The following is a 25192-nucleotide window of genomic DNA, read 5'->3' as shown; positions in this document are numbered from 1 at the left end:
GGCTTCCGACCCTAACCGGCCGGCATGCCAGGATGGCGGCCGTGACCTCTCTTATCGACCGTTGGGTGGCCGCGGCGCGGGGCGCCGGGGCGACCGCCGCCGGGCCGGACCTCGAGGCGGCCGGCGCCTATCTGCTCGGGCGCTGGTCGGAGCCGCAGCGGCAGTATCACGACGTGAGCCATCTGACGGCGGTGCTCGACGTCGTGGACGAGCACGCCGCGCTGGCGCCGCACGCCGACCGGGTGCGCCTCGCCGCCTGGATGCACGACGCGATCTACGACCCCCGGGCCCTGGGCGACGCCAACGAGCGGGACAGTGCCGCCTTCGCCGAGGGGCTGCTGACGACGCTCGGTGTCCCGCCGGAGATCGCGGCCGAGGTGGCGCGCCTGGTGGGGCTGACCGCCGGGCACGCCACCGCGGAGACCGATCCGGACGGTGAGCTGCTGTGTGACGCCGATCTCGCGATCCTCGCCGCCGAGCCGGAGCGGTACACCGCGTACACCGAGGCGATCCGCCGCGAGTACGCGCACGTGCCGGAGGACACGTTCCGGGCGGCCCGGGCCCAGGTGCTGGTGTCGCTGCTGGAGCTGCCGGCGATCTACCGCCACGCCCCGCTGCACGAGGCGTGGGAGGGCAAGGCGAGGAAGAACCTCGAGCAGGAGCTCAGGGCGCTCGCCGGTTGAGGTGCTTGGGGCGGCGCAGCCCGGCCGCCCGCAGCCGCGGCGGCAGGTCGCGGGAGGGGACCAGGGTCGCGCCGAGCCACAGCGCCATCGGGAAGCGGGACTCCGGGATGTCGTAGTGGTCGCGGTCGAACCCTCGCCGGGGTACGCCGAGCATCTCCGCGAACACGTGCAGTTCCTCGTACGCGACGTCGCTGACGAGGTGGGACCAGAGTCGCCCCCGGGCCGGCCAGCGCGGCTCGTCGACGAGGATCAAAGGTCGACGTGGAGCAGGTCAATCCCGCGGTCGGCCGCGTACCCGCGCACGTCCGCGACGCCGAGGCGGGCCGCGTCGGCGGTGAGGTCGTCCGGCATCTTCTGCGACTGCCGTTCGGCCTCCACCCGCGCGAGGTAGTGCTCGACCTCGCGGGCCCGCACGGCGTCGTCCCAGCCCAGCGCGTCACCCATGACCTCGGCGGCGTGCTTGGCGGTCTCCGCGCCCCGGTGCGCGGTCTCGATCGAGATCCGGGTACGCCGGGTGAGCACGTCGTCGAGGTGCAGGGCGCCTTCGGCCGTGGCCGCGTACGCGATCTCGGCGGCGAGGTATTCGGGGGCGCCGGCCAGCGGCGTGGCCAGGTCGGGCTCGGCCGCGATCATGGCGAGCAGGTGCACCGAGAGGGTGCCGTAACGCTCGAGCAGGTGCTCGATGACGCCAGCCGTGACGCCGTGGCGGCGGGCGATGTCCTGGCGGTCGCGCCATGCCGCCGCGAAGCCGTCCGCGCCCAGCAGCGGCAGCTGATCGGTGCGGGAGGGCCGGTCGACGCCGAGCCGACGCACCGCACGGTCGATGACGTCGGCGGCCATGACCCGGTACGTCGTGTACTTGCCACCGGCGACGAGCAGGAGCCCCAGCATCGGCTCGATCACGGCGTGCTCGCGGGACAGCTTCGAGGTCGAGTCGGCTTCGCCGGAGAGCAGGGGGCGCAGGCCGGCGTACACGCCTTCGATGTCGTCGGTGGTGAGCGGCCGCTCGAGCACCGTGTTGACCTGGTCGAGCAGGTAGCTGATGTCGCGCGCCGACGCGGCCGGGTGGGAGCGGTCGAGCCGCCAGTCGGTGTCGGTGGTGCCGATGATCCAGTGCCCGCCCCAGGGGATGACGAACAGCACCGAGGTCGGGGTGCGCAGGATCAGGCCGGCGTCGCCGGTGATCGCCGAGCGGGGCACCACGAGGTGGACGCCCTTGGAGGCGCGCACCCGGAAACCGGGGCGGACGCCGACGTCGTTGAGCATCTGGGACATGTCGTCGCTCCACACGCCGGTGGCGGCGACGACGGTGCGGGCGCGCACCTCGAACTCGGGCGAGTCGGGTGCCTCGAGGTCGCGCACCTTGACGCCGACGACCTCGCGGGCCTCGCGGATGAAGCCGGTCACCCGGGCGCTGGTCACCACGGCGGCGCCGAGGCTGGCGGCGGTGCGGGCGAGGTTGACCACGAGCCGGGCGTCGTCGACCTGCCCGTCGTAGTAGCGGATGGCGCCGGTGATCCGGTCGGCGCGCAGGCTGGGGAAGATGTGGCGGGCGCCGTCGCGGGTCAGGTGCCGGTGCAGCGGCATGCCGCGCCCCTGGCCGAACACCCCGGCGAACACGTCGTACGCGGCCACGCCGAGCCCGTAGTAGAGGCGGTGCCAGACGCGGGCGGGCGGCGAGGCGGCCTCCAGCGGCACGAGGATCGGCACCGGCCGGACCAGGTGCGGCGCGAGGCGGCTGGTCAGCAGGCCCCGCTCGGTGAGGGCCTCGTGCACCAGGTGCAGCTCGAGCTGCTCGAGGTAGCGCAGGCCGCCGTGGATGAGCTTGCTGGAACGGCTGGACGTGCCGGCGGCGAGGTCGCGCGCCTCCACGAGGGCGACGCTCAGGCCGCGGGAGGCGGCGTCCAGGGCGGCGCCGGCGCCGGTGACCCCGCCGCCGATGACGAGCACGTCGAACTGCTCGTCGCGCAGCCGCTTGAGGTCGGTGACGCGGCGGACCGGTGAGAGCCGCCCGGCCGAATACCGGGACACGGTGGGAGAGCGCACGGTCCCACCGTAGCGCCGTCGACCGTCCCTCCGGAGAGGGATGTTTCTCAGGCCACGCCCTTGACGAGCTCCAGCATCTCGTCCACGGAGCCGGCCGGGTCGGTGACGGGGAACTGGACCGCCCGGATCGTGGCGGTGGCGTCGACGAGCAGGGTGAGCCGCTTGAAGCGGTCGGTGCCGCCGGCCCGGAAGGTCGGCAGCCGCAGGCTCGCCGCCAGCTTGCCGTCCTGGTCCGACAGGAGGGGGAACGGCAGCTTCGCGTATGCGGCGAAGGCGTCGAGCTGATCGGGGCGCTGGGTGCTGACACCCGTGATCCCCACACCATGAGCAGCGAAATCCCCGACCCGCGCGGCGTACGTGGCCGATTCCAGGGTGCAGCCGGCGGCGCCGGGGATGTCCCCCCACCCGGGCGGATGCCCCTGCGTGCCCGGGGCGAAGGCGCCGGGGAAGAAGTACAGGACCGTGGGCTTTTCGACCGTGAAGCGCGGAATGCGGTGACCGGCGAGGCCGTGCACGCGGTGCGCCTCTGCCGAGGTGGCGGCCGAGGTGGCGGTCAGCGAGCCGTCGCCCATCACGTGGCGGGTGCCCCAGTCCTGCAGCGCGATGAGCACCGGCAACAGGCCCTCGCCCTTGGCGGTCAGCAGGTAGTCGTAACGCGGCGGCCGCTGTGAATACGCCTCGCGCCGGAGCACCCCGTGCTCGACGAGGCTGCCGAGGCGCTCGGTGAGGGCGCGACGGCTCATGCCCAGCTCCCGTTGCAGCGCATCGAAGCGGGTCAGCCCGCCGGCGACGTCGCGCACGATCAAGAACGTCCACCAGTCGGCGAGCACGCCGAGCGCCTGCGCGATGCCGCAGTCGGCATCAACCAGATCGACGCGTCGCACGCCCTCCACTATAGTGCGTTTCAGATTGGAACTGACTCGTACGGGGGCGAGGACCGTGAGCGTCTTCTGGCGGTGGTGGTCGGCCGGCACGACCAGCGGCATCGGTACGGCCGTCGGAGGCGTGGCGCTGCCGCTGACGGCGCTCGCGGTCCTCGATGCGACCCCGTTCGAGATGGGCCTGATCGCCGCCGCCCGCTACGCCGCCTGGATCGTGATCGGGCTCCCGGCCGGGGTGATCGTCCAGCGCCTGCCGTTGCGTGGCACCCAGGTCGGCGCGGACCTGGCCCGGGCGGCCGCGGTGGCCTCCATCCCGCTCGCGTGGTGGGCCGGGCACCTCACCGTCGCCCACCTGGTCGTCACCGCGCTCGTGATCAGCTTCGCCAACGTGCTCTTCGACGTGGCCAACGCGACCTTCCTGCCCGAGATCGTGGACCGCGACCAGCTCCAGTCCCGCAACAGCCTCACGTCCGGTACGCACGCCGCCACCGAGCTGGGCGGCCCGTCCGTGGGTGGCGTCATCGTGCAGGTGCTGGGCGCCGTACCGACGCTGCTCGTCGACGCCGTCAGCTACCTGCTCTCCGCCGCCCTGCTGAAGACCCTGCCGGCGCGCCGGACGGCCGGACCGGGCCGCGGCGCACCGATGGGCGAGATGATCCGCGAGGGCTTCGCGTACGTCGTCCGCCACCCCGCGATGGGGCCGGGCATGTGGGCGGCCACGGCGGTCAACTTCGTCTGCGGCGCGCAGCTGGCTCTGTACCCGCTCTATCTCGTCCGGGACCTGCACGCCGCTCCGGGACTCGTCGGCGTGCTGCTCGCCGCGGACGGGGTCGGCACGCTCATCGGCGCCGCGCTCACCACCCGCTTCACCGCCGCCGTCGGCACGGCTCGCGGCCTGATCGTCAGCGGCCTGGTCGCGGCGGCCGGGGCGCTCGTGGTGCCCTGGGGCGCCGGGCACAGGGCGTACGCCACCTTCGTGCTCGGAAATCTGGCCTTCGCCGCGGGCGTGGTGGTGCTGAGCGTGACCACCCGCACCTACCGGCAGACCGCCAGCCCGCCGGAGCTGCTGAGCCGTGTCATGGCCACGGTCCGCTTCGTCTCCTGGGGCGCCATCCCGGTCGGCGGCCTGGTCGCGGGCGCGCTGGCCGGCCCCTTCGGGGCCCGGGCGACCCTGGTGGCGCTCGGTGCGGTCACCGTCTGCGCGCCGGCGGCCTGGCTGCTTTCACCGGTACGCGGACAGCGCGACCTCGCCGACGTGGCCGTGCCGGCGCGGATCTGACGAATGCGGAACGGGCCGCCCCCGAGGGGACGGCCCGTTTCGTCGTGCAGCTGTGGACTCAGAAGTCCATGTCTCCGCCGCCCGGGGCACCGGCCGGGGCCGGGGACTTCTCGGGCTTGTCCGCCACGACCGCCTCGGTCGTGAGGAACAGCGCGGCGATCGACGCGGCGTTCTGCAGCGCCGAGCGGGTGACCTTGGCCGGGTCGATGATGCCCGCGGCCAGCAGGTCGACGTACTCGCCGTTCGCGGCGTTCAGGCCGTGACCCGACTCCAGGTTGCGCACCTTCTCGACCACGACGCCGCCCTCGAGGCCGGCGTTCACGGCGATCTGACGCAGCGGGGCGTCGAGCGCGACCTTGACGATGTTGGCACCGGTGGCCTCGTCGCCCTGCAGGTCCAGCTTGTCGAACGCGGTCTTGCCGGCCTGCACGAGCGCCACGCCACCGCCGGGCACGATGCCCTCCTCGACGGCCGCCTTCGCGTTGCGGACGGCGTCCTCGATGCGGTGCTTGCGCTCCTTGAGCTCGACCTCCGTGGCCGCGCCGACCTTGATGACCGCAACACCGCCGGCCAGCTTGGCCAGGCGCTCCTGCAGCTTCTCGCGGTCGTAGTCGGAGTCCGACTTCTCGATCTCGGCGCGGATCTGGTTGACCCGGCCCTGGATCTGCTCGGCGTTGCCGGCACCGTCGACGATCGTCGTCTCGTCCTTGGTGATGACGACCTTGCGGGCCTGGCCCAGCAGGCTCAGGTCGGCGGCGTCGAGCTTGAGGCCGACCTCCTCGCTGATGACCGTGCCGCCGGTGAGGATGGCGATGTCGTCCAGCATGGCCTTGCGGCGGTCACCGAAGCCCGGGGCCTTGACGGCGACGGACTTGAAGGTGCCACGGACCTTGTTGACGACCAGGGTCGCCAGGGCCTCGCCCTCGACGTCCTCGGCGATGATGACCAGCGGCTTGCCGCCCTGCATGACCTTCTCGAGGACGGGCAGCAGGTCCTTGACCGCCGAGATCTTGCTGTTGGCGATGAGGATGTACGGGTCGTCGAAGACGGCCTCCATCCGCTCGGCGTCGGTCATGAAGTACGCCGAGATGTAGCCCTTGTCGAAGCGCATGCCCTCGGTGAGCTCGAGCTCGAGGCCGAAGGTGTTGCTCTCCTCGACGGTGATAACGCCTTCCTTGCCGACCTTGTCCATGGCCTCGGCGATGATCTCGCCGACCGTGGAGTCGCCCGCGGAGATGGAGGCGGTGGAGGCGATCTGCTCCTTGGTCTCCACGTCCTTGGCGAGCTGCGAGAGGCCCTCGGAGACGCTCGCGACGGCGGCCTCGATGCCCCGCTTCAGGGCCATCGGGTTCGCACCCGCCGCGACGTTGCGCAGACCCTCGCGGACCAGCGCCTGGGCGAGGACGGTCGCCGTCGTCGTGCCGTCACCGGCGACGTCGTCGGTCTTCTTGGCGACCTCCTTGACCAGCTCGGCGCCGATCTTCTCGTAGGAGTCCTCGAGCTCGATCTCCTTGGCGATCGACACACCATCGTTGGTGATGGTGGGCGCGCCCCACTTCTTCTCGAGCACGACGTTGCGGCCCTTGGGGCCGAGCGTCACCTTGACGGCGTCGGCGAGCTGGTTCATGCCCCGCTCGAGGCCGCGACGAGCTTCCTCGTCGAATGCGATGATCTTGGCCATACGGCTGTGTCCTCCTGGACATTCGCGGTGCCGGGCCTCCTCGGCCCCGCCCTCCGCACGGTGCGGAACACTGCGGACGTCACCACCTGGCGATGTGACGTCCTCAGGTCGAGCCGGATAGCCCGCGACGACCGGTCCCGTGCCCCGGCGCCGATGACGGCACCGTGGCCGCGACCCCACCGTCCCGACCTGCTGTGCTGACTGAACTGCACTGGCACTCACACCTCGCGAGTGCCAATGACTTGTTTAGCACTCTAGTGGGTCGAGTGCAAGGACAACGGTCCTCGACCCGGACCCGGCGGAACACCTCGACGATCACGATGGGTGAACGAACGCTGACGCTTGCGATGGCGATCAAGCGAGCTGCGGTGAACCGTTGAGGCAGGGACCACGTAGTACCGACGGCCGGTGTTCTTCGGGGGGTTGAGGGGTGAGCGGAGTGGACAACCGTATCGTCGGCGCGCTGGGGCACGCCCGAGTACGGGAACCCGTGCCGGCGCAAAGATCACGAAGCGTCACCGATTCCGTACCGGACTCGCCGGGGCAGCACGACATCGCCACCAAGCCGCTCATCAGCGTCATCGTGCCGGCTCACAACGTCGAGAGATACCTGGACGAGTGCCTCGCGTCACTCGCCCGCCAGACGTACCCGGCCGTCGAGGTCGTCGTCGTCGACGACGGATCGCACGACGGCACCGGCGCGATCGCCGACGAGTGGGCCCGCAAGGACCGCCGCTTCCGGGTCGTCCACCAGAGCGAGGGCGGTCCGGGACGGGCACGCAACGCCGGCATCGCGATCGCCCGCGGCAGCTTCCTCGCCTTCGCCGACGGCGACGACGTCGTCCCGCCGTACGCGTACGAAATGTTGCTGACCACCCTGGAGGAGACCGGCTCCGACCTGGCCTGCGGCGCGGTGCGGGCGCTGACCTCCAAGGGCGCGGCGACCTCGCGCCTGCACTCGTCGATCTTCACCAGAACCGTGCTGCGCACCCACGTCAGCGAGCGGCTGACCCTGCTCAAGGACCGCACGGTGTGGAACAAGATCTACCGCCGCCGGTTCTGGGACGAGAACGGCCTGGCGTTCCCCGAGGGGGTCGTCTTCGAGGACGTCCCGGTCGCGCTGACCGCCCACGCGCTGGCGAAGACCGTCGACGTGGTGAACGTACCGGTCTACTACTGGCGCAAGCGGGAGACCGGCGAGAAGTCGATCACCCAGCGGAAGACCGACTGGCAGGCCACGGCCGACCGGCTCAGCGCGGTCGACCGGGTCAGCCGGTTCCTCGGCGAGCGCCACGGGGCCCAGGTCAAGCAGGCGTACGACGCCAACGTGCTGGTCGACGACTTCGCCCTCGTGCTACGGGCGCTGCCCGACGCCGACCCGGAGTTCCAGGCGTCGTTCATGCGCGAGGTCAACCGGTTCCTCGCCCGGGTCCGGCCCGGCACCGTCGAGGGCCTGCCGCCCAAGTACGCGGTCGCGTGGCACCTCGTCCGCGAGAACAAGCTCCGCGAGGTCATCGAGGTGCTGCTCGCCAGCCGGCCCGGCATGCCAATCGCCAGCCGGCAGCACGGCAACAAGCGGTACGCCGAACTCCCCTTCCTCGACGACCCGGCGGTGGGCGTCCCGCGCGAGCTGTACGCCATGGGCAAGCCGGCGGTCCGCAGCCAGATCACCGAACTCACCTGGCGCGACGGCAAGCTCGTGATCCGCGGGTACGCGTACATCGACGGCACCGCCGCCAGCTCCCGCTGGACCTCCGCGCGCATCGTCCGGCTCCGCGATCTCAAGACGGGCCGCACCATCACCATGCCCGCCGTCCCGCGCCGCGAGCCCGAGGCGACCGCGACCTCCAGCCACGGCGACAAGTCCTACGACTGGTCCGGCTTCGAGGTCACGATCGACCCGAAGGCGCTGCGGTCCCGCGGCGGGTGGCAGGAGGGTCGCTGGCAGGTCGCGGTCGGCATCATCGCCGGGACCAAGCTGCGCAAGGGCCGGCTGAAGGTGGGCCCGGAGCCCACCCGGCTGCGCCTCGCGCCGAGGCCTCTCGACGCCACGACGCAGCTCGTCCCGATGGCCGACGGGCCGTACATCCTCTTCCGCATCGACAAGGTGGCCGCCCGGACCACGGCCGTCGATCTGCAGGGCGACAAGCTGGTCATCGAGGGCGTCGTCAGGGGTCCGAAGCCCAGCGCCGGCCGGCTGCGCCTGTGCCGGGTTCCCGACGTGGCGGAGGCGGACACCGCGGTCCGGTTCGGCGAGACCCACGAGGACGCCACCCCGTTCCGCGCGACCGTGTCGCTGAGGCCGCTGTTCGAGCACGCCGGCCCGGCCGTCATGCCGCCGCCGGGTGGTGCGATGGACCGCTGGCGCATCGAGATGGCGTTCTCCAGCGGCAAGCGGCAGTCGGTGCACCTGCTCAGCGACGCCCCCACCCGAGCTCACTCCGGCATGTTCGACCGGCACGTCTTCGTCCGCCGTTCGGCCGCCGGTTACCTGTGGCTGTGCTCCCGCGCCCGCGGCCCGGTGGGGACCTCGGCGCAGTGGCGGCCGGACGGCACGCTCGAGCTCACCGGCGACTTCGATCCGGCGGAGGGCGCGCCCGGGATCACGCTGCGGATGCGTACCGCGCCCGAGGAACACGCGCTCGCGGTGACCACCGACGGCGACCGCTGGATGGCGCTCCTGAACCCCAGCAGGATCAGTTCCTGGGACGGCTTCGTCGAGCTGCGCCCGGGACTGTGGGACGTCCTGGTCAGCCACCGCCGGGGCGGGGCGCATGCGCTGACCGACCTCGTCGTCGCCGACGACGTCCGCGCGATCTGCCCCGCGCAGTCCCCCGACCAGCACCGCGAATACACGTTGGAGCAGGCGGACGGCGACTTCCTTGCGCTGCGGGCGGGATCGGTGCTGCAGGTCGAGGAGCGCGGCGCGTACGCCCGCAGCCACCTGCGCGAGAAGCGCACCGCCGTCCTGCGCCGCTCCCCGCTGCGCGAGGCCGTGCTCTTCGAGAGCTTCAGCGGCCGGCAGTATTCGGACAGCCCCCGGGCGATGCACGAGGAGCTGATCCGCCGCGGGCTGCCGTTCGAGGCGCAGTATCTGACGGTGCGCGACGGCCAGGCATACACGCCGGAGACGCTGACCACCGCCCGCCTGGGCGGCACCGAGTGGTACGACGCACTCGCGACCTGCCGCTACATCGTCACCAATTCGCACCTGCCGGACTGGTTCGAGCGCCGCCCCGGCCAGGTCGTGGTGCAGACCTGGCACGGCACCCCGCTCAAGCGCATCGGCTTCGACGTGCCGGACATCCGGCACGCGGACCGCAAGTACCTGAAGCGGATCGAGCAGGAGGCGCCCCAGTGGTCGTTCCTCGTCTCGCCCAACCGCTTCAGCACGCCGATCCTGCAGCACGCCTTCCACTACGACGGCGAAATGCTGGAGTCCGGCTACCCGCGCAACGACATCCTGTTCGCCACCGACCCCGCCGCAACGGCGGCCATCCGCCGGCACCTCGGCGTGCCCGACGGCAAGCGGGTGGTCCTGTACGCCCCCACGTGGCGCGACGACGAGTTCTACGGCCAGGGCCGCTACAAGATGTCGATGCGGCTCGACCTCGCCGACGCGCGGCGCATGCTCGGCGACGACCACGTGCTGCTGGTACGCCGCCACCCCAACGTCATCGACCCCATGCCGGACGACGGCTCGGGTTTCGTACGGGACGTGTCGACGTACCCGGACATGGCCGACCTGCTCGCGATCACCGATGTGCTGATCACGGACTACTCGTCGGTGATGGTCGACTTCGCCAACACCGGCCGGCCGATCCTGCTGTTCACGTACGACCTGGAGCACTACCGCGACCGGCTCCGCGGCTTCTACTTCGACTTCGAGAAGGAGGCGCCGGGTCCACTGCTGATGACCTCGGAGGACGTGATCAAGTCGCTGGCCGAACTCGCGGTCGACCCGGGCGCGTACGCCGACCAGCGCCGGGCCTTCCAGGCGCGCTTCTGCGACCTGGACGACGGCACCGCGACGAAGCGGGTCGTCGACCGGATGCTGGAGCTCGGCTCCCGCGTCTGACCGGCCCCCGCCCGCCCTACCGGGTCGCAAAAGCGGCATCCGGGTTGCCTCGCCTGCCACCAGCGGGTAGGCAGGCAGCATGACCAGCACGTTGGCGCCCGCCCTCACCGTGCACCGGGTGACGCCGCAGGACGCGGCGAGGATGCGCGCGTTGCGGCTCGAGATGCTGGCCGACAGCCCGCTCGCCTTCCTCGAGACGCTGGCGCAGGCCGCGGCGCGCCCCCACGCGGACTTCCGGCGCCGGATCGTGCAGGCCTCGGCGGGCGGCCAGCTCGCCCAGTTCGTCGCCGACCCCGGACCGGGCTCCGGCGGCCGGCTGATCGGCCATGCGGGCGGAACGGTCCTACCCGAGGAGTCCGCCGCCACGGTGGTCTTCGCGGTCTACATCACGCCGGCGCACCGCGGCCGGGGCGTCCTCGCCTCGCTGGTCGACGCCGTCGCCGAGTGGTCGCTGTCGCTGGGCCGGCGCGAGCTGATGCTGGAGGTCGTGGTCGGCAACGACCGGGCGGTCCGCGCCTACAAGCGGCTGGGCTTCGAGGACACCGGCGTACGCGTGCCCCATCCGGTCCTCCCGGGATTGCAGGAGCTCCAGATGCGCCGCCGCGCATGACCAGGCCGCCGCTGCGGCGATGGCCGCTGGCGCGGGCCGTGCTGACCGCGGCCAACGGCACCACGCTGGCCGGCATGGCGGTTGCCGTCCTCACCGGCGCGAAGCTGCGCCGCGGCCGCCACGGCATCCTCGTCGCGGAGGGCTACCGCCGGAAGGTGCCGCCGGCGACCTGCTTCACGGTCGGCTCCGTCGTCATCACCCGGCGGTCCGCCGAGTGGCTGCTCCACGAGCAGCGCGCGGATCTGCTGGCGCACGAGAGCCGGCACGCGGGCCAGTACGCCGTCCTCGGCCCGCTGTTCTGGCCCGCCTACTGGGCGGCCTGCGGATATTCGTGGCTGGTCAGCGGGTCCTTCGGCAGCCGCAACGTCTTCGAGCGGCACGCGGGCCTGGAGAAGGGCGGCTACTGCGAGGTGCCGTTGCGTCCCTGGGCGCGCAGGTTCCGGCGGAACGCGGACGGAAACTGAACCGGGCCCGGTGCGGACCGGCGAACCGGCCCGGACCAGGCCCGGGAAGTTGGTCGAGAGAACGCGCGCACAGCGCCTCCGGCACTGGGTCGTTGGGCCCCGGAGAGATTGTCGCCAAGCTCGAAGGTGGGGCCACTTACGGCGTCGCGTCCTCCCGCGTAGAGCATCCTGCCGATCCTCAGATGCTCGCGCAAGTCCTCTGGCGGAGGAATTCTTGACGTTGGGCAGGAGGGTGACTACGAAGCGTTATCCCAGCAGGCCGGCCTCGCGAGCGCCCTTCAGGGACGGCTTGATGTGGTGGGTCGGGCCGACCAGACCCGCGACCGCGTCGATCGTCTTCAGGCCCTCGCCCGTGTTGAAGACGACGGTCTCCTTGTCGGGGTCGAGCTTGCCGCTCGCCACGAGCTTCTTCAGTACGGCGACCGTCGTGCCGCCGGCGGTCTCGGCGAAGACGCCGGTGGTCCGGGCGAGCAGCCGGATGCCTTCGCGGATCTCGTCGTCGTCGGCGTAGTCCATCCAGCCTCCCGTGCGCTGGACGGCCTCGATCGCGTACGCCCCCGCGGCCGGGTCGCCGATGTTCAGCGACTTCGCGATGCCGGTCGGCTTCACCGGGACGATCTGGTCGGTGCCGTTGTGCAGCGCCACCGCGATCGGGTTGCAGCCGGCGGACTGGGCGCCGAAGACGGTCCAGCCGCCCTCGGGGGCCTCGACCAGGCCGATCTCGACCAGCTCGCTGAACGCCTTGTCGACCTTGGTGAGCAGCTCGCCGGAGGCCATCGGGATGACGACCTGGGCGGGGATGCGCCAGCCGAGCTGCTCCGCCACCTCGTAGCCCAGCGTCTTGGAGCCTTCGGCGTAGAACGGGCGCACGTTGACGTTGACGAACGCGGTGTCCTCGAACTCGTCGGTCTCCACGAGCTCCCCGCAGAGCCGGTTGACATCGTCGTACGAGCCCTCGATGGCGACCAGGCCGCCGCCGTACACCGCGGAGGTGATGACCTTGCCGGCCTCGAGGTCGCTGGGGATGAAGACGATGCTGGGCACCCCGGCACGGGCGGCGTGCGCGGCCACGGAGTTGGCCAGGTTGCCGGTGGAGGCGCAGGCGAAGCGGGTGAAGCCCAGCTCCCGGGCGGCGGTCAGGGCGACGGAGACGACCCGGTCCTTGAACGAGTGGGTCGGGTTCGCGGAGTCGTCCTTGACCCAGAGCGGCGCGCGCAGGCCGATCTCGGCGCCCAGCGCGTCGGCGGCGACCAGCGGGGTGAGGCCGGGGTCGAGGCTGACCCGGGTGGCCGGGTCCTGGCCGGCGGGGAGCAGGGCGGCGTAGCGCCAGATGTTCTGCGGGCCGGCCTCGATCTGCTCGCGGGTGACGGTGGCGAGGGCGGCGGTGTCGTACGCGACCTCGAGCGGGCCGAAACACTCGTAGCACGCGTGCTGCGCGGCGAGGGGGAACTCCGTGCCGCAGCCGCGACAGACCAGGGCGCGGGCGGGGCTGGTGGACTGGGTGGGGGCGTCGACGGTCGACGTCATACGAGGCTCCTTCTCATCTTCCCCGGGCGCGGGTCTCCGCAGATCCGGGACGGAATTAGCACCTGCCGCGCGCTGGCCTCGTCATCGAGTCGAGCGCGGTGGTTGCCGGGGCGTCGTCGGGCCGTATCCCTCAGCCCCTCTGGATGAGGTATTCAGTTGTGTTACCAACACCTTACGTGGTGAACCGGGGATGCCAAGAGCGGTGTCCCGAGGGATGAGTCACCCCGGGGTGGCGGCGGGTTCATAGGGTGACGCTCGTCATAACCACTATGCCGGGAGGTGCGGCGTGACCGCCGTCCTTGAAATCCAGGGTCTGCAGAAGACCTACCGCAGCCGGAAGGGGGTACGCAGGGCACTCGACGGCTTCGACATGGTCGTCGAGGCCGGCCAGGTGCACGGCTTCCTCGGCCCCAACGGCTCCGGCAAGACGACCACGCTGCGTACCCTGCTCGGCCTCATCCGGCCCAACGCCGGGCGCATGGCCATTCTCGGCCGTGAGGTGCCGGAAGCCCTGCCCGAGGTGGCCGGCCTGGTCGGCGCGATCGTCGAGAGCCCGCAGTTCTTCGGCAACTTCTCCGCCCAGGACACCCTGGAGCTGCTCGCCGATGCGGGCGGTGTCGACCGGGCCCGGGTGGTCGAGGTGCTCGAGCTGGTCGGGCTCCGGGACCGGGCCAAGGACCGCGTCAAGACGTACTCGCTCGGCATGAAGCAGCGGCTCGCGGTCGCGTCGGCGCTGCTCAAGAACCCGAAGCTGCTGATTCTGGACGAGCCCGCCAACGGCCTCGACCCGGGCGGCATCCGCGAGATGCGCACGCTCATGCGCAACCTCGCCGAGTCCGGCATGACCGTGGTGCTCTCCAGCCACATCCTCGGCGAGATCCAGCTGATCTGCGACTCGGTGACGATCATCGCGGCCGGGCGCCGGGTGGCCGCCGGCAGCGTGGCCGAGGTCCTGGCGCGGCACACCAGCTCCTCGGTCCGGGTACGCGTCGAGGCGATCGCCGACCTCACCGCCTCGGCGGGCGCCCTGCGGGATGCCGGCGCCCAGGTCGTCGTCGAGGCCGACCACCTCATGGTGACCAACGTCCACCAGCCCAGCGCGATCACCCGTACCCTCGCCCAGCGCGGCATCTACGTCTCCGAGCTCGCCCCGGTCACGGTCGACCTGGAGAGCGTCTTCCTGGAGCTCACCGGCACCGCGCCGGTCGAGGGCGAGCACCGGCAGGTGGATCAGACGGTCATGGCCCCGGCGGGCCCGGCGCAGGGTGGGTGGGGACAGTGAGCCTGTACACGGCGGAGACCCGGCGGCTCACGAAGCGCCGCTTCACCCGTTTCTTCGTCATCGGGGTGGTCGTCGTGCTGGCCGCGATCGCGGTCGGCATGTTCTTCACCCATGAGAAGAGCACCCCGCAGGTGGTGGCGGCCGCGCAGGCGAAGGCCGACCGCGAGTTCCAGCAGGCGACGGTGCAGGCGGACGCCGAGCGCAAGGCCTGTGCGTCGCAGCCGGGCGCCGACTGCACGAACGTGTGGACGCCGACCCGCGAGGAGTACCGGGCCGAGTGGTACATGCCGCCGACCTTCGACTTCCGCAAGCAGTTCGGCGACATGGTGACGACGCTCGCCGCGATCCTGGCGATGGGGGCGTTCGTCATCGGCGCGTCGTACGTCGGCGCCGAATGGAGCAGCGGCGGCATGATGAATCTGCTGCTGTGGCGGCCGCAGCGGCTCAAGGTGCTGAGCACCAAGCTGAGTGCGTTGCTCGTGGTGCTCACCGGTGTCACGGTCGTGCTGTCCGCGGTGTGGACGGGCATCTTCGCGCTCGTCGCGAACCTGCGCGGCACGCTCGCCGGTATGACCTCGGGCGCATGGCAGTCCATCCTGCTCATGGAGCTGCGCGGCCTGGTGCTGGTGCTGTTCGCCGGGGCGCTCGGTTTCGCGCTGGCGTCGCTGGGCCGGCACACCGCCGTGGCGATGGGTGTGGCGATCGGCGTCATCGTGCTGTTCCAGTTCGGTCTGGGCACGGTGCTCTCCCTGGCCCAGGTCAAGTACATGGAGGCGTACCTGATCCCGGTGTGGGGCATGGCGTGGATGAACAAGTCGGTCGAGCTGACGGACTACAACGCCCCGTGCGTCGGCGCCGGCGACTCCTGCGTGCAGCCCACTCTGACCCTCACCTGGCCGATGGCCGGCGGCGTCCTCGCCACCGTGCTCGTCCTCGGCGTGGGCCTGGCAATGTGGACCATGCGTAGTCGAGACATCACCTGAGGTAACTTCGGCGGAAGGCGCGCGGCGGGGATCGCCGGCTGCCACTATGGTGGCGGTCCCCTTCGCGCGGCCCTCCCACCACCCCGAGGTAACCATGCAACCCGATGCCGCCCTCAACGAGCAGCAGATCCCGGCCCCCCGCGACGCCGGCGCCGCCGACACCGGCCCCGAGAGTCCGGAGCAGGCCGTTCTCACCGACCGCGAGCAGCAGATCCTCGCCTTCGAGCAGAAGTGGTGGAAGCACGCCGGCTCCAAGGAGCAGGCGATCCGCGACGCCTTCGGGCTCTCCTCGACGCGCTACTACCAGCTCCTCAACGGACTGCTGGACAACCCGGCCGCGCTCGCCCACGACCCGGTGCTGATCGGCAGGCTGCGCCGGCTGCGGTCGACCCGGGCGCGCACCCGCCGCCGCTAGCCGGGTGCGTGGCTGGACGCGTACGCCTCCAGCCACGCGACCTGAACCGGGTCGAGCGACGCGCGGACCCGCTTGCGGGCGGTCGCCACGTGCTCGGCCGTCACCGTCGTCGCGTCGAGGGACTCGCGCATCGCCGCCAGCGCCGCCTCGCGGATGAGCGCCGCGCAGTCGGCCGCCGAGAAGCCCTCGAGCTCCGCGCCCAGGGCGTCCAGATCCACCGCCTCGTCCAGCGGCACCGACTTCGACGAGGCGCGCAGGATGGCCACCCGGGCCTCGGCGTCCGGCGGCGGCACGAAGACCAGGCGCTCCAGCCGGCCCGGTCGCAGCAGCGCCGGGTCGATCAGGTCCGGCCGGTTCGTGGCGCCGATCACGACGACGTTGCGCAGGGCCTCGACGCCGTCCAGCTCGGTCAGCAGGGCGGCGACCACGCGGTCCGTCGTACCGCCGTCGGTGGCCTGGCCGCGGGTGGGGGCGAGCGCGTCCACCTCGTCCAGGAACACCAGGGTGGGTGCCGCCTCCCGGGCGCGGCGGAACAGCTCCCGGACGGCGCGCTCACTGTCGCCGACCCACTTGCTCAGCAGCTCGGCGCCCTTGACCGACAGGACGTTGGCTTTGCCCGTACCCGCGATGGCCTTGACCAGATAGGTCTTGCCGCACCCGGGAGGCCCGTAGAGCAGGACGCCGCGCGGGGGTTGCACGCCCAGCCGCGCGAAGGTGTCCGGGTAGGTCAGCGGCCACAGCACCGACTCGGTGAGCACCTGCTTGACGTCGGCCATGTCGCCGACGTCGTCGAGGGTCACCTGGGCGACCTCCAGCGTCGACTCGGCCATGGAGGTCGGGCGGACCACGTCGAGCGCCGCCTCGAAGTCGGCCATGGTGACGGTCGGCGACTCCGCGTCCTTCTGCCGCAGCGCGGCCCGGACCCCGGCCTCGCGGGCCAGCGCGCCGAGGTCGGCGGCGACGAACCCGGGGGTACGCCCGGCCACGTCCTCCAGGCGCACGTCCTCGGCGAGCGGCATGCCGCGGGTCAGCACACGCAGCTGGTCGCGGCGCATGGCCGCGTCGGGCAACGGCACCGCCAGCTGCACCGCGAGCAGGTCCGGCGAGCGCAGCGCCGGGTCGACGGACTCCGGCCGGCTGGTCGTGCAGACCACGGCCGCCCCGGACCCGACCAGGTCGGCCAGCACCTGCCGGAACACCGTGGCGAGCGGCCCCGGCTCGTCGCGCGGGGCCAGGGCCTCGACGTCGGCGACCAGCAGCACCGCGGGACCGCCGGCGCGCACGTCCCTGGCGAGGCCGCGCAGGCGGGTCGCGGCCGCGTCGTTGGTCAGCGCCGCCAGCTCGGGCGCCCAGACCGGCAGCACGGTGGCTCCCAGACTCGCGGCGACCGCCCGGACCAGCGCCGACTTGCCGGAGCCGGCCGGGCCGGACACCAGTACGCCGAGTGACACGGTGGTGCCCAGGCGGCCCAGCACCTCCCGGTGGTGGAAGCCGAGGTCCAGCAGCTCGGTGAGCTCCTGCGCCTGGGCGCGCAGCCCCGGCAGGTCGTCCACGCTGGGCGGTGGGGTGTCCGGGTCGGTCGACGCCGGCTCGGTGCGCGACGGCGTGGGCTCGGCTGCCGGGCGTACGGAAGAAACCTGACCGTCCTGCCAGCCCACCACGGTGTCCATCGTGACCAGCGCGGCGTCAGCCTCCTCGACCTCGACCACCTGGAGCAGGGTGCTGGTCCAGGCGTAGCCGACCCGGTTGGCGAGACTGCGCCGAGCCGCCTCCACGAGCGGCTTGTGCCCGGCCTCGGGCAGGACGTCCTGGGGCAGCAGGGAGACGTCGTCGCCCGCGCTGACCACCTTGCCGAGCAACGCGAGGCGCAGCATCTCCGGCGAGACCACCGCTACGATCTCCGCCGGCCCGGTCAGTGTCACCCGCCGCGCCGCGACCACCGGCACCGGCGTCACGGTCACCTGCCCGCCGTCGCGCAGGCCGAGGTTGCCGATGGTGAGATCGTCGGCGTAGAGCAGGGCCCGGCTGGCGCCCGGCTCAGCCCGCGCGGCGATGCCCGCGGTGCTGCGGCGGCCGGTCAGCCGCAGGGGGTCGCCCGGATTGACGGCCAGCGCGGCCATCACCTCCGGGTGCAGGCGCACGATGCCGCGGCGCGCGTCGAGGGCCGCCGGCCGCTGGGTCACGGTCAGCGTGAGGTCGTCTGGCACCGGGGGCCCTTCCGTTTGGACGAGGGGACTAGGTTGACACGCTATCGCCGTCAGTCGCCCTGGGGAGGCACACCACAATGAGGCACCGCCGCGCCGCAGTCGCCGTTGCCGCGCTCGCTCTGCTCGGCGTCGCCGCCTGTGGTGACGACTCCGACGACAAGGGAACGCCGGCCACCGTGACGCCCGGTGCCTCGGCTCCGGCCGTTCTCGGCGGTTCGCCGGGCGCCCCCGCCGGCGGCGCCTCGGCCGCACCGGGTGGTGCGTCGGCCGCCCCGGGCGCGATCCCGACCGAGGGTACGGCCTCGCAGCAGCCCCCGAAGAAGGGCGGTGGCGCCAACCAGCGCCCAGCCGGCAAGGGTGCCGTGGAGCCGGACGTGCTGGCGGCGGCGGGGCTGGGGCCGTACGCGATCGGCGTGGCCCAGCGCGACCTGAAGTCGGCCGGCCTGATCGGCGCCGTCTCCACCAAGCAGAAGTGCGCCACCGCCAAGGGCCTGGCCGACTACGCGAGCCCGGCGCTGGCGTTCAGCGACGGCAAGCTCGAGCGGATCTCCGTCACCAGCCGTGATGTCAGCACCGCCACCGGCGCCGAGGTCGGCACGACCTACGCCAAGGTCAAGCAGCTGTATCCGAGCGGCAAGCAGCTGGACGACTGGGTGGGCGCGAAGGCCTGGTTCGCCGTCGACGGCGGCAACGCGCTGCTGTTCGTCATCAAGAACGACCGGGTCGCGTCGATGCAGGCCGGCCCCGCCCAGGCGCTGCAGTTCCACCACACCGACGACCAGGGCTGCTGAGCCGGTTCACAGCTCCTGCTCAGCGGCCCGCCGATAGCGTGGGCCGCATGCCTGCCCCGAAGCTGCGCCGCGCCCTGCCCCGCCCGACGCGGCGCCGGGTCGTGGCGGGCGTCGCGGTGCTCGTGCTCGTGGCCGCCCTGGTGACCTGGGCGGTCCTGCCCGAGCGCCGCTCCTGGACGGCCACCGACCAGCGCATCACCGTGCTGTCCGGCCCCTCCGGGACCGAGCCCGTCGCGCTCGACACCCGCTTCTACCTGCCCAAGGACGCCGGCGGCAAGGTTCCGGCGGTGCTCCTGGCGCACGGCTTCGGGGGTACGAAGAATTCCGTCAGCGACGACGCGGAATCCCTCGCCGACCGGGGCTACGCCGTGCTGACCTGGACCGCCCGCGGCTTCGGGGCCAGCGGCGGCGAGATCCACCTGGACAGCCCCGACTACGAGGTCCGGGACGCCCAGCGGCTGCTCGATTGGCTGGCCCGGCGCCCCGAGGTACGCACCGACGCGGCCGGCGATCCCCGGGTCGGCGTGGTCGGCGGCTCGTACGGCGGCGCGCTCGCCCTGCTGCTGGCCGGCACCGACCCCCGCGTCGACGCGATCGTGCCGCTGATCACCTGGAACGACCTCGGCACGGCGTTCTTCTCCCAGTCCGCGGCCGGCGTGACGGCTACCGGCGTCTTCAAGAAGAGCTGGGCCGGGCTGTTCTTCGGCAACGGATCCAGCTCCCCGGTGGAGCGGGCCGCAGCCCCGGCGCCGGGCAACCCGGCCTGCGGACGGTTCGCGGCGGACGTCTGCGCCGCGTACCTGAAGATGGCCACCACCGGCACGCCGGACGCCGCCACCACCGCACTCCTGCGCCGCTCCAGCCCCGCCACGGTGCTGGACCGGATCAAGGCGCCGACGCTGCTGATCCAGGGCGCGGTGGACACGCTGTTCCCGCTCTCCGAGGCCGACGCCAACGCGCGCGGCATCGCGCGGACCGGCACACCCGTACGCGTCGCCTGGTTCACCGGCGGCCACGACGGCGGCTCGGGCCCGAAGACGGACCAGGACCGGACGAAGTTCCTCACGGCGCAGTGGCTGGACCACTACGTCAAGGGCGAGGGGGCGGCGCCGGAGAACAGCTTCACCTTCTCGCGGGTGGCCGGCTTCAGCGCCCTGGACCGGGGGCTGGTCACCAACGGCTACTCGGATCCGGCGTACCCGGGCCTGGGCGGGAGCGGCCGCACCGAGGTGACCGTCAGCGGCCCGGCGCAGCCGATCGCCAACCCACCGAACGGCAACCCGGGCGCCCTGTCGTCCCTGCCCGGCGTCGGCGGCCGGCTCTCCTCCCTGCTCGGCGGCGTCGCCGGCGACCTGCCCGGCCAGCACGCCACCTTCCAGTCGGCACCGCTCGGCAGCGGCCTCGACGTCGCCGGCGCCCCGGCCGTCTCGCTGCGGGTCGCGTCGCCGACCGGCTCGGCAACAGTCTTCGTCAAGCTCTACGACGTCGACCCGAACGGCACGGCGACGCTGAGCGGCGGCCTGATCGCCCCGGTCCGGCTCACCGGCCTCCCCCGGGAGATCGCCGCGGCCCGGCCGGTCACCGTCACGCTGCCGGCGGTGGTGCAGCGCATCGACGCAGGTCATACGGTACGGGTGGTCGTCGCGACCTCGGACCAGGCGTTCCTCACCCCGGCCGACCCGGCGGTCTACACCGTGGCCGTGGACCCGGTGGTGACCTTGCCGACACTGGCCGGCACACCGATCGCCAACCCGCAGGTCATCTGGCGCTGGGTGCTGCTCGGCGTGCTGGCCGTGATCCTCCTCGGACTCGCCGCGGTTCTGGTGCTGCGCCGGCGCCGCCACGATGCGCCGGTCAGCGAATACGAGGACACGCCGCTGGTGGTCCGGGGCCTGCGCAAGGCGTACGCCGACGGGTTCGTGGCCGTGGAACAGGTCGACTTCCGCGTCGAGCGCGGCCAGGTCGTCGGCCTGCTCGGGCCGAACGGCGCCGGCAAGACGACGACGCTGCGCGTACTCATGGGCCTGACCATGCCGACCTCGGGCGACGCCCTGGTGTTCGGGCGCAGGCTCGTGCCGGGCGCGCCGATCCTGTCCCGCGTCGGCGCGCTCGTCGAGGGCCCCGGCTTCCTGCCGCACCTCAGCGGCTACGACAACCTGCGGGCGTACTGGCAGGCGACCGGCCGGCCGCTCGAGGACGCGCACTTCGAGGAGGCACTGGAGATCGCCGGCCTGGGCGACTCGGTGCACCGGCGTACGAAGAACTACAGCCACGGCATGCGCCAGCGCCTGGCGATCGCCCAGGCAATGCTGGGCCTGCCCGAACTGCTCGTCCTGGACGAACCCACGGACGGCCTCGACCCGCCCCAGATCGCCGAGATGCGCCGGGTCCTGCGCCGCTACGCCACCGACGGCCGCGCGGTCCTCGTCTCCAGCCACCTCCTCGCGGAGGTCGAGCAGACCTGCACCCACGCCGTGGTGGTCAACAAGGGCCGGATCGTGGCGGCCGGACCGGTCGACGACATCGTGGGCGAGTCGCCGTCGGTGCAGCTGACCGTCTCCGACATCGCCACCGCATCGACCGTGCTGGAGGAGCTGAACGTGCGCTCGGTGCAGCAGGACGGCCCGTCCGGGCTCATCGTCGACATGAACGGCACGCCACGCGAGGAGGTGGTGGCCTCCCTGGTCCGGGCCGGCGTCGGCGTCGATCGGGTGGTGCCGAGACGCCGCCTCGAGGACGCGTTCCTCGCCCTTGTGGGCGACAACTCCCGGGGAAGTGGGGACCGATGAGCAGCGCCGCCACCGGCTACCGGCCGTCCGCCACCCTGCCGCTGCGCGCCGAGATCCGCCGGCAGGCCTCGCGACGGCGTACCCAATTGGCCCTGGGTTTCATGGTCCTGCTGCCCCTGATCATCCTGCTGGCCTTCGAATTCGGCGGCGGCAACGACGACGACAACGGCGGCGGCGCCTTCTCCTCGCTGGTCGACCTGGCCACCTCGGGCGGGCTGAACTTCGCCCTCTTCGCCATCTTCGTCTCGGCCGGTTTCCTGCTCGTCGTGGTCGTGGCCCTGTTCTGCGGCGACACGGTGGCCTCCGAGGCGAGCTGGGGCAGCCTGCGCTACCTGCTGGCGATCCCGGTGCCGCGCGCCCGCCTGCTGGGCATCAAGCTCGTGGTGGCACTGGCCTACTCGCTGACCGCGCTGCTCACCCTGGCCGGCACGGCCCTGCTGGTCGGCACCCTCCGGTACGGCTGGCATCCCCTGGGCAGCACGGTGGCCGCCGAGATCCCGGCCGGCGAGGGCGTCCTGCGGCTGCTGGCCATCCTGGGCTACCTCGCGGTGACCCTGATGGTGGTGGCCGGCCTGGCATTCCTGCTCTCGGTGCTGACGGACGCGGCACTGGGCGCGGTCGGCGGCGCGGTGCTGCTGTGGATCCTGTCGAGCATCCTGGACCAGATCACCGCGCTGGGCTCGCTGCGCAACTTCCTCCCGACCCACTTCAGCGACGCCTGGCTGGGTCTGCTGTCGACACCGATGCAGACGGACGACGTGGTCAAGGGCGCGATCTCAGCGATCTGCTACGCGACGTTGTTCTGGTCGCTCGCGTTCTACCGCTTCACCCGCAAAGACGTCACCTCGTGACGTCCGGCGGGTGCTGGGCCCGCCGGACCTCCTCGTCCTACTGCTCCCACTGGTGTGCCACGTCGACGGTGATGCGGCCGTGGCCGTCGGTGCCCGTCGCGACCGTGACCCGGAACGGCAGCTTGGCGCGTACGCCCTGGTCGAACTGGGTGTAGCCCTCGAAGCTGCCGGCGTAGAGGATGTCGCGCAGCGTCTGGTACCGCACGACGTTGACGGCGTGGTCGCCGAGCTTGCGGTTGTAGGTGACCGTGCCGTCGGTCTTGTAGACGGGTGCGAGAAGCACCACGTCGAGGTGCGCGCCGCCCGCCGTGTACGGCGTGACGTCGAGCCCTTCGCCGTCGGTGATCACGTGGTCGGTGTATTCGACGCGGTAGCCGGACACCGCGCCCGTGAATTCGTAGACGGTCCGGTCGTAGCAGGATTGCCTGCTCGTGGTGACCTTGAGCAGGGAATTGGTGCTGAGGCTGCCGGCCGACTTGGGCAGGCTGCCCCACGTGATGCCGCAGTAGGGCGCCGCGGCCGTCTTCTGCGCGGCCGTCGCGCTCGCTGAGCCGGCCCCGGCGAGGGCCAGCAGCATGACGAGAACGCTGAAAATTCGAAGTCGCCGCATGACTGCCTCCAAGGACTATTGCGGCTGGTGGACAGCAGTATGAGCGCCGCTTCGTCCGCGTGATGCGCGAAAGCCGACAGTTGCGTCTTCGGACAGAAAGTTCAGGCGCAGACGACCTGGACGCCCGCCTCGCGGAACCCATCGATGACCGCCGGTGGGGCGCCGGAGTCGGTCACCAGGGTCTCCACCTTGCCGATCGGGCAGATGCGGGCGAAGGCGTGGCCGCCGAGCTTCGACGAGTCCGCGATCACCACCACCCGCTTGGCCCGGGCCACCATGAGGCTGTTCATCGCCGCCTCGCCCTCGTGGTGGGCCGCCGCGCCCAGTTCGACGTCGAGGGCGTCCACGCCGAGCAGCACGATGTCGAGGGTGACCTCCTTGAGCAGCGCGCCGCCCAGCGGGCCGACCAGCTCGAAGGACTGGGGGCGCACCACGCCGCCCGCCACGACGATCTTCATGCGGGAGCGGACCAACAGTTCGTTGGCGATGTTGAGGGCGTTGGTCACGATCGTCAGCTGGGCGCCGTCGCCGCTGGCGTTGAGGTCGGGACGGACCGCCAGGGCGCGGGCCACCTCGGTCATCGTGGTGCCGCCGTTGAGGCCCACCACCGTGCCGGGTACGACCAGGTTGGCCGCCGCCTCGCCGATGCGCTGCTTCTCGGCCGAGTGCTTGGCGCTCTTGTAGCGCAGCGGCAGGTCGTACGACACGCCGTTGGCCACCGCGCCGCCGCGGGTACGGGTGATCATCTGCTGCTGGGCGAGCTGGTCGAAGTCGCGGCGGATGGTGGCCTGCGAGACGTCCAGGCGCTCCGCCGCGTCCTCCACCGTCACGCGGCCGCTCTCCGCCAGTAACTCCAGCAGGGCATTCCAGCGCGCGTACCGGTCCACCCGATCTCCCTGCTGCTCGTTTCGTGATAAGAGTGTGCACATTAGTGCGCGAAACGTCCCCTAGCAAAGAGAGTACCTGCGCGATCACGCCGCGGAGGTTGCGTCCCCGCCACTGTCCCACGCAGAATGGCGCTCGAAAGAGCGGAGAACCGAGCGCTTATGCGCAGCACACCGGCCTGATAGGGAAGCGCCCATGAGTCACGTCAAGGTGGAGATCGCCAGCCAGCCGGACTGCTGGCGGCAAGCCGCCAAGATGGCGGACTCGCCCGGGCTGCCCCTGCCCGGCGAGCGGGTCGCCGTCACCGGGTGCGGCACCTCCTGGTTCATGGCCAAGGCGTACGCGGCGCTGCGCGAGGCCGAGGGACACGGGGACACGGATGCGTTCCAGTCCTCGGAGTTCCCGCTGCACCGCCGGTACGACCGGGTCATCGCGATCACCCGCTCCGGCACGACCACCGAGGTCGTCGCGCTGCTGGAAGCGCTGAAAGGCCGCACCCGCACCACCGTGATCACCGCGGACGGGTCGACGCCGGCCGCCGCGCTCGCCGGCGAGACCGTGGTGCTCGACTTCGCCGACGAGCTGTCGGTCGTCCAGACCCGCTTCGCCACCAGCTCGCTCGCGCTGCTGCGGGCGCACCTGAACTACGACATCGAGCCGGTGGCGGCGGACGCCGAGGTGGCGGTCCGGCTGCCGCTGCCGGTGCACCCGGCGCTCGCCGAGCAGATCACCTTCGTGGGCCGCGGCTGGACCGTGGGCCTGGCCGAGGAGGCCGCGCTCAAGTGCCGGGAAGCCGCCGGATGGTGGACCGAGGCGTACCCGGCGATGGACTACCGGCACGGCCCGATCTCGATCGCCCGGCCCGGCCGTGTGGTCTGGGCGTTCGGCGAGATCCCGGCCGGCCTCTGCGAGGAGGTCGAGCACACCGGCGCCGCCTTCGTGCACAGCCGCTACAACGGCGGGTACGCCGCCCTCGGCAGCTGGCGCGGCGGCGGGCGGTCCGGCCTCGACCCGATGGCGGACCTGGTCGTGGCGCAGCGTGTCGCCGTACTCCTCGCCACCAGCCAGGGCCTGGACCCGGACCATCCCCGCAACCTCACCCGTTCCGTCGTCCTCCCCTGAGATTTGCC

At 72.0% G+C, this 25192-nt stretch carries 20 protein-coding genes and 1 riboswitch; of the genes, 12 read left to right on the top strand and 8 right to left on the bottom strand.

The window, feature by feature from the left end; translation table 11 throughout:
- Nucleotides 1–41: 41 nt before the first annotated feature.
- Complete coding sequence (locus tag ACIBO8_RS03200; protein ID WP_396113427.1) at nucleotides 42–683, top strand: metal-dependent phosphohydrolase; 642 nt, start codon at nucleotides 42–44, stop codon at nucleotides 681–683.
- Here ACIBO8_RS03200 and ACIBO8_RS03195 read toward each other — a convergent pair.
- From ACIBO8_RS03195 to ACIBO8_RS03185, 3 genes are all read right to left on the bottom strand, one after another.
- A complete protein-coding gene (locus ACIBO8_RS03195) occupies nucleotides 664–936 on the bottom strand; it encodes a DUF4031 domain-containing protein (protein ID WP_396113426.1) in 273 nt (90 codons plus the stop codon). The two genes, ACIBO8_RS03200 and ACIBO8_RS03195, sit on opposite strands and share 20 nt — an antisense overlap.
- A complete protein-coding gene (locus ACIBO8_RS03190; protein ID WP_396113877.1) occupies nucleotides 933–2714 on the bottom strand; it encodes a glycerol-3-phosphate dehydrogenase/oxidase in 1782 nt (593 codons plus the stop codon). The genes ACIBO8_RS03195 and ACIBO8_RS03190 overlap by 4 nt, the downstream gene beginning before the upstream one ends.
- Nucleotides 2715–2776: 62 nt before the next feature.
- The gene (locus ACIBO8_RS03185) at nucleotides 2777–3613 is read right to left on the bottom strand and encodes a winged helix-turn-helix transcriptional regulator (RefSeq protein ID WP_396113425.1); all 837 of its coding nucleotides are present in this window, start codon (nucleotides 3611–3613) and stop codon (nucleotides 2777–2779) included.
- Between the two features lie 31 nt (nucleotides 3614–3644).
- Between ACIBO8_RS03185 and ACIBO8_RS03180 the strand changes: the two genes are divergently transcribed.
- A complete protein-coding gene (locus ACIBO8_RS03180; protein ID WP_396113876.1) occupies nucleotides 3645–4889 on the top strand; it encodes an MFS transporter in 1245 nt (414 codons plus the stop codon).
- A 58-nt stretch (nucleotides 4890–4947) separates the two neighbouring features.
- Here the strand turns inward: ACIBO8_RS03180 and groL are convergent, their stop codons facing one another.
- Nucleotides 4948–6570, bottom strand: a complete 1623-nt coding sequence (gene groL / locus ACIBO8_RS03175; RefSeq protein WP_396113424.1) for a chaperonin GroEL — start codon at nucleotides 6568–6570, stop codon at nucleotides 4948–4950.
- Between the two features lie 439 nt (nucleotides 6571–7009).
- On the opposite strand from groL, the gene ACIBO8_RS03170 reads away from it, so the two are divergent.
- From ACIBO8_RS03170 to ACIBO8_RS03160, 3 genes are all read left to right on the top strand, one after another.
- Nucleotides 7010–10648: a CDP-glycerol glycerophosphotransferase family protein gene (locus ACIBO8_RS03170; protein WP_396113423.1), complete on the top strand. Its 3639-nt coding sequence runs from the start codon at nucleotides 7010–7012 to the stop codon at nucleotides 10646–10648.
- Nucleotides 10649–10727: 79 nt separating this feature from the next.
- On the top strand, nucleotides 10728–11258 hold the full coding sequence (locus ACIBO8_RS03165; RefSeq protein ID WP_396113422.1) for a GNAT family N-acetyltransferase: 531 nt from the start codon (nucleotides 10728–10730) through the stop codon (nucleotides 11256–11258).
- Nucleotides 11255–11722: a hypothetical protein gene (locus ACIBO8_RS03160; RefSeq protein WP_396113421.1), complete on the top strand. Its 468-nt coding sequence runs from the start codon at nucleotides 11255–11257 to the stop codon at nucleotides 11720–11722. The genes ACIBO8_RS03165 and ACIBO8_RS03160 overlap by 4 nt, the downstream gene beginning before the upstream one ends.
- A 246-nt stretch (nucleotides 11723–11968) precedes the next feature.
- Here ACIBO8_RS03160 and thrC read toward each other — a convergent pair whose 3' ends face one another.
- Entirely contained in the window at nucleotides 11969–13249 is a 1281-nt protein-coding gene (gene thrC, locus ACIBO8_RS03155) for a threonine synthase (RefSeq protein ID WP_396113420.1), read from the bottom strand.
- A gap of 10 nt (nucleotides 13250–13259) precedes the next feature.
- A riboswitch (SAM riboswitch) is annotated at nucleotides 13260–13399 on the bottom strand.
- Between the two features lie 136 nt (nucleotides 13400–13535).
- Between thrC and ACIBO8_RS03150 the strand changes: the two genes are divergently transcribed.
- The 3 genes from ACIBO8_RS03150 to ACIBO8_RS03140 are packed head-to-tail and all read left to right on the top strand — an operon-like array spanning nucleotide 13536 to nucleotide 15929.
- Complete coding sequence (locus ACIBO8_RS03150) at nucleotides 13536–14531, top strand: ATP-binding cassette domain-containing protein (protein WP_396113419.1); 996 nt, start codon at nucleotides 13536–13538, stop codon at nucleotides 14529–14531.
- The gene (locus tag ACIBO8_RS03145; RefSeq protein ID WP_396113418.1) at nucleotides 14528–15514 is read left to right on the top strand and encodes an ABC transporter permease subunit; all 987 of its coding nucleotides are present in this window, start codon (nucleotides 14528–14530) and stop codon (nucleotides 15512–15514) included. The genes ACIBO8_RS03150 and ACIBO8_RS03145 overlap by 4 nt, the downstream gene beginning before the upstream one ends.
- A 46-nt stretch (nucleotides 15515–15560) precedes the next feature.
- The gene (locus ACIBO8_RS03140; RefSeq protein WP_396113417.1) at nucleotides 15561–15929 is read left to right on the top strand and encodes a DUF3263 domain-containing protein; all 369 of its coding nucleotides are present in this window, start codon (nucleotides 15561–15563) and stop codon (nucleotides 15927–15929) included.
- On the opposite strand, the gene ACIBO8_RS03135 is transcribed toward ACIBO8_RS03140, so the two are convergent.
- Complete coding sequence (locus tag ACIBO8_RS03135; RefSeq protein WP_396113416.1) at nucleotides 15926–18136, bottom strand: AAA family ATPase; 2211 nt, start codon at nucleotides 18134–18136, stop codon at nucleotides 15926–15928. The two genes, ACIBO8_RS03140 and ACIBO8_RS03135, sit on opposite strands and share 4 nt — an antisense overlap.
- A gap of 77 nt (nucleotides 18137–18213) precedes the next feature.
- Between ACIBO8_RS03135 and ACIBO8_RS03130 the strand changes: the two genes are divergently transcribed.
- The 3 genes from ACIBO8_RS03130 to ACIBO8_RS03120 are packed head-to-tail and all read left to right on the top strand — an operon-like array spanning nucleotide 18214 to nucleotide 22567.
- A complete protein-coding gene (locus tag ACIBO8_RS03130; protein ID WP_396113415.1) occupies nucleotides 18214–18927 on the top strand; it encodes a hypothetical protein in 714 nt (237 codons plus the stop codon).
- Between the two features lie 47 nt (nucleotides 18928–18974).
- Nucleotides 18975–21716, top strand: a complete 2742-nt coding sequence (locus tag ACIBO8_RS03125; RefSeq protein ID WP_396113414.1) for an alpha/beta fold hydrolase — start codon at nucleotides 18975–18977, stop codon at nucleotides 21714–21716.
- Nucleotides 21713–22567 (top strand): ABC transporter permease, encoded by an 855-nt coding sequence (locus ACIBO8_RS03120; RefSeq protein ID WP_396113413.1) that lies wholly within the window; start codon nucleotides 21713–21715, stop codon nucleotides 22565–22567. Before ACIBO8_RS03125 ends, ACIBO8_RS03120 begins: the two co-directional genes overlap by 4 nt.
- A gap of 37 nt (nucleotides 22568–22604) precedes the next feature.
- Here ACIBO8_RS03120 and ACIBO8_RS03115 read toward each other — a convergent pair whose 3' ends face one another.
- Both ACIBO8_RS03115 and ACIBO8_RS03110 read right to left on the bottom strand, forming a co-directional pair.
- Complete coding sequence (locus ACIBO8_RS03115; protein ID WP_396113412.1) at nucleotides 22605–23177, bottom strand: hypothetical protein; 573 nt, start codon at nucleotides 23175–23177, stop codon at nucleotides 22605–22607.
- A 101-nt stretch (nucleotides 23178–23278) separates the two neighbouring features.
- Nucleotides 23279–24064, bottom strand: coding sequence for a DeoR/GlpR family DNA-binding transcription regulator (locus ACIBO8_RS03110; protein WP_396113411.1), 786 nt, complete (start codon nucleotides 24062–24064; stop codon nucleotides 23279–23281).
- Nucleotides 24065–24257: 193 nt separating this feature from the next.
- On the opposite strand from ACIBO8_RS03110, the gene ACIBO8_RS03105 reads away from it, so the two are divergent.
- Nucleotides 24258–25184, top strand: a complete 927-nt coding sequence (locus ACIBO8_RS03105; protein WP_396113410.1) for an SIS domain-containing protein — start codon at nucleotides 24258–24260, stop codon at nucleotides 25182–25184.
- Nucleotides 25185–25192: the final 8 nt, after the last annotated feature.

Source organism: Actinoplanes sp. NPDC049681 (assembly GCF_044465265.1).
GTDB lineage: Bacteria > Actinomycetota > Actinomycetes > Mycobacteriales > Micromonosporaceae > Actinoplanes.
Note: the sequence above shows the minus strand (reverse complement) of the source record. Positions and strands in the feature narration are given on the sequence as shown.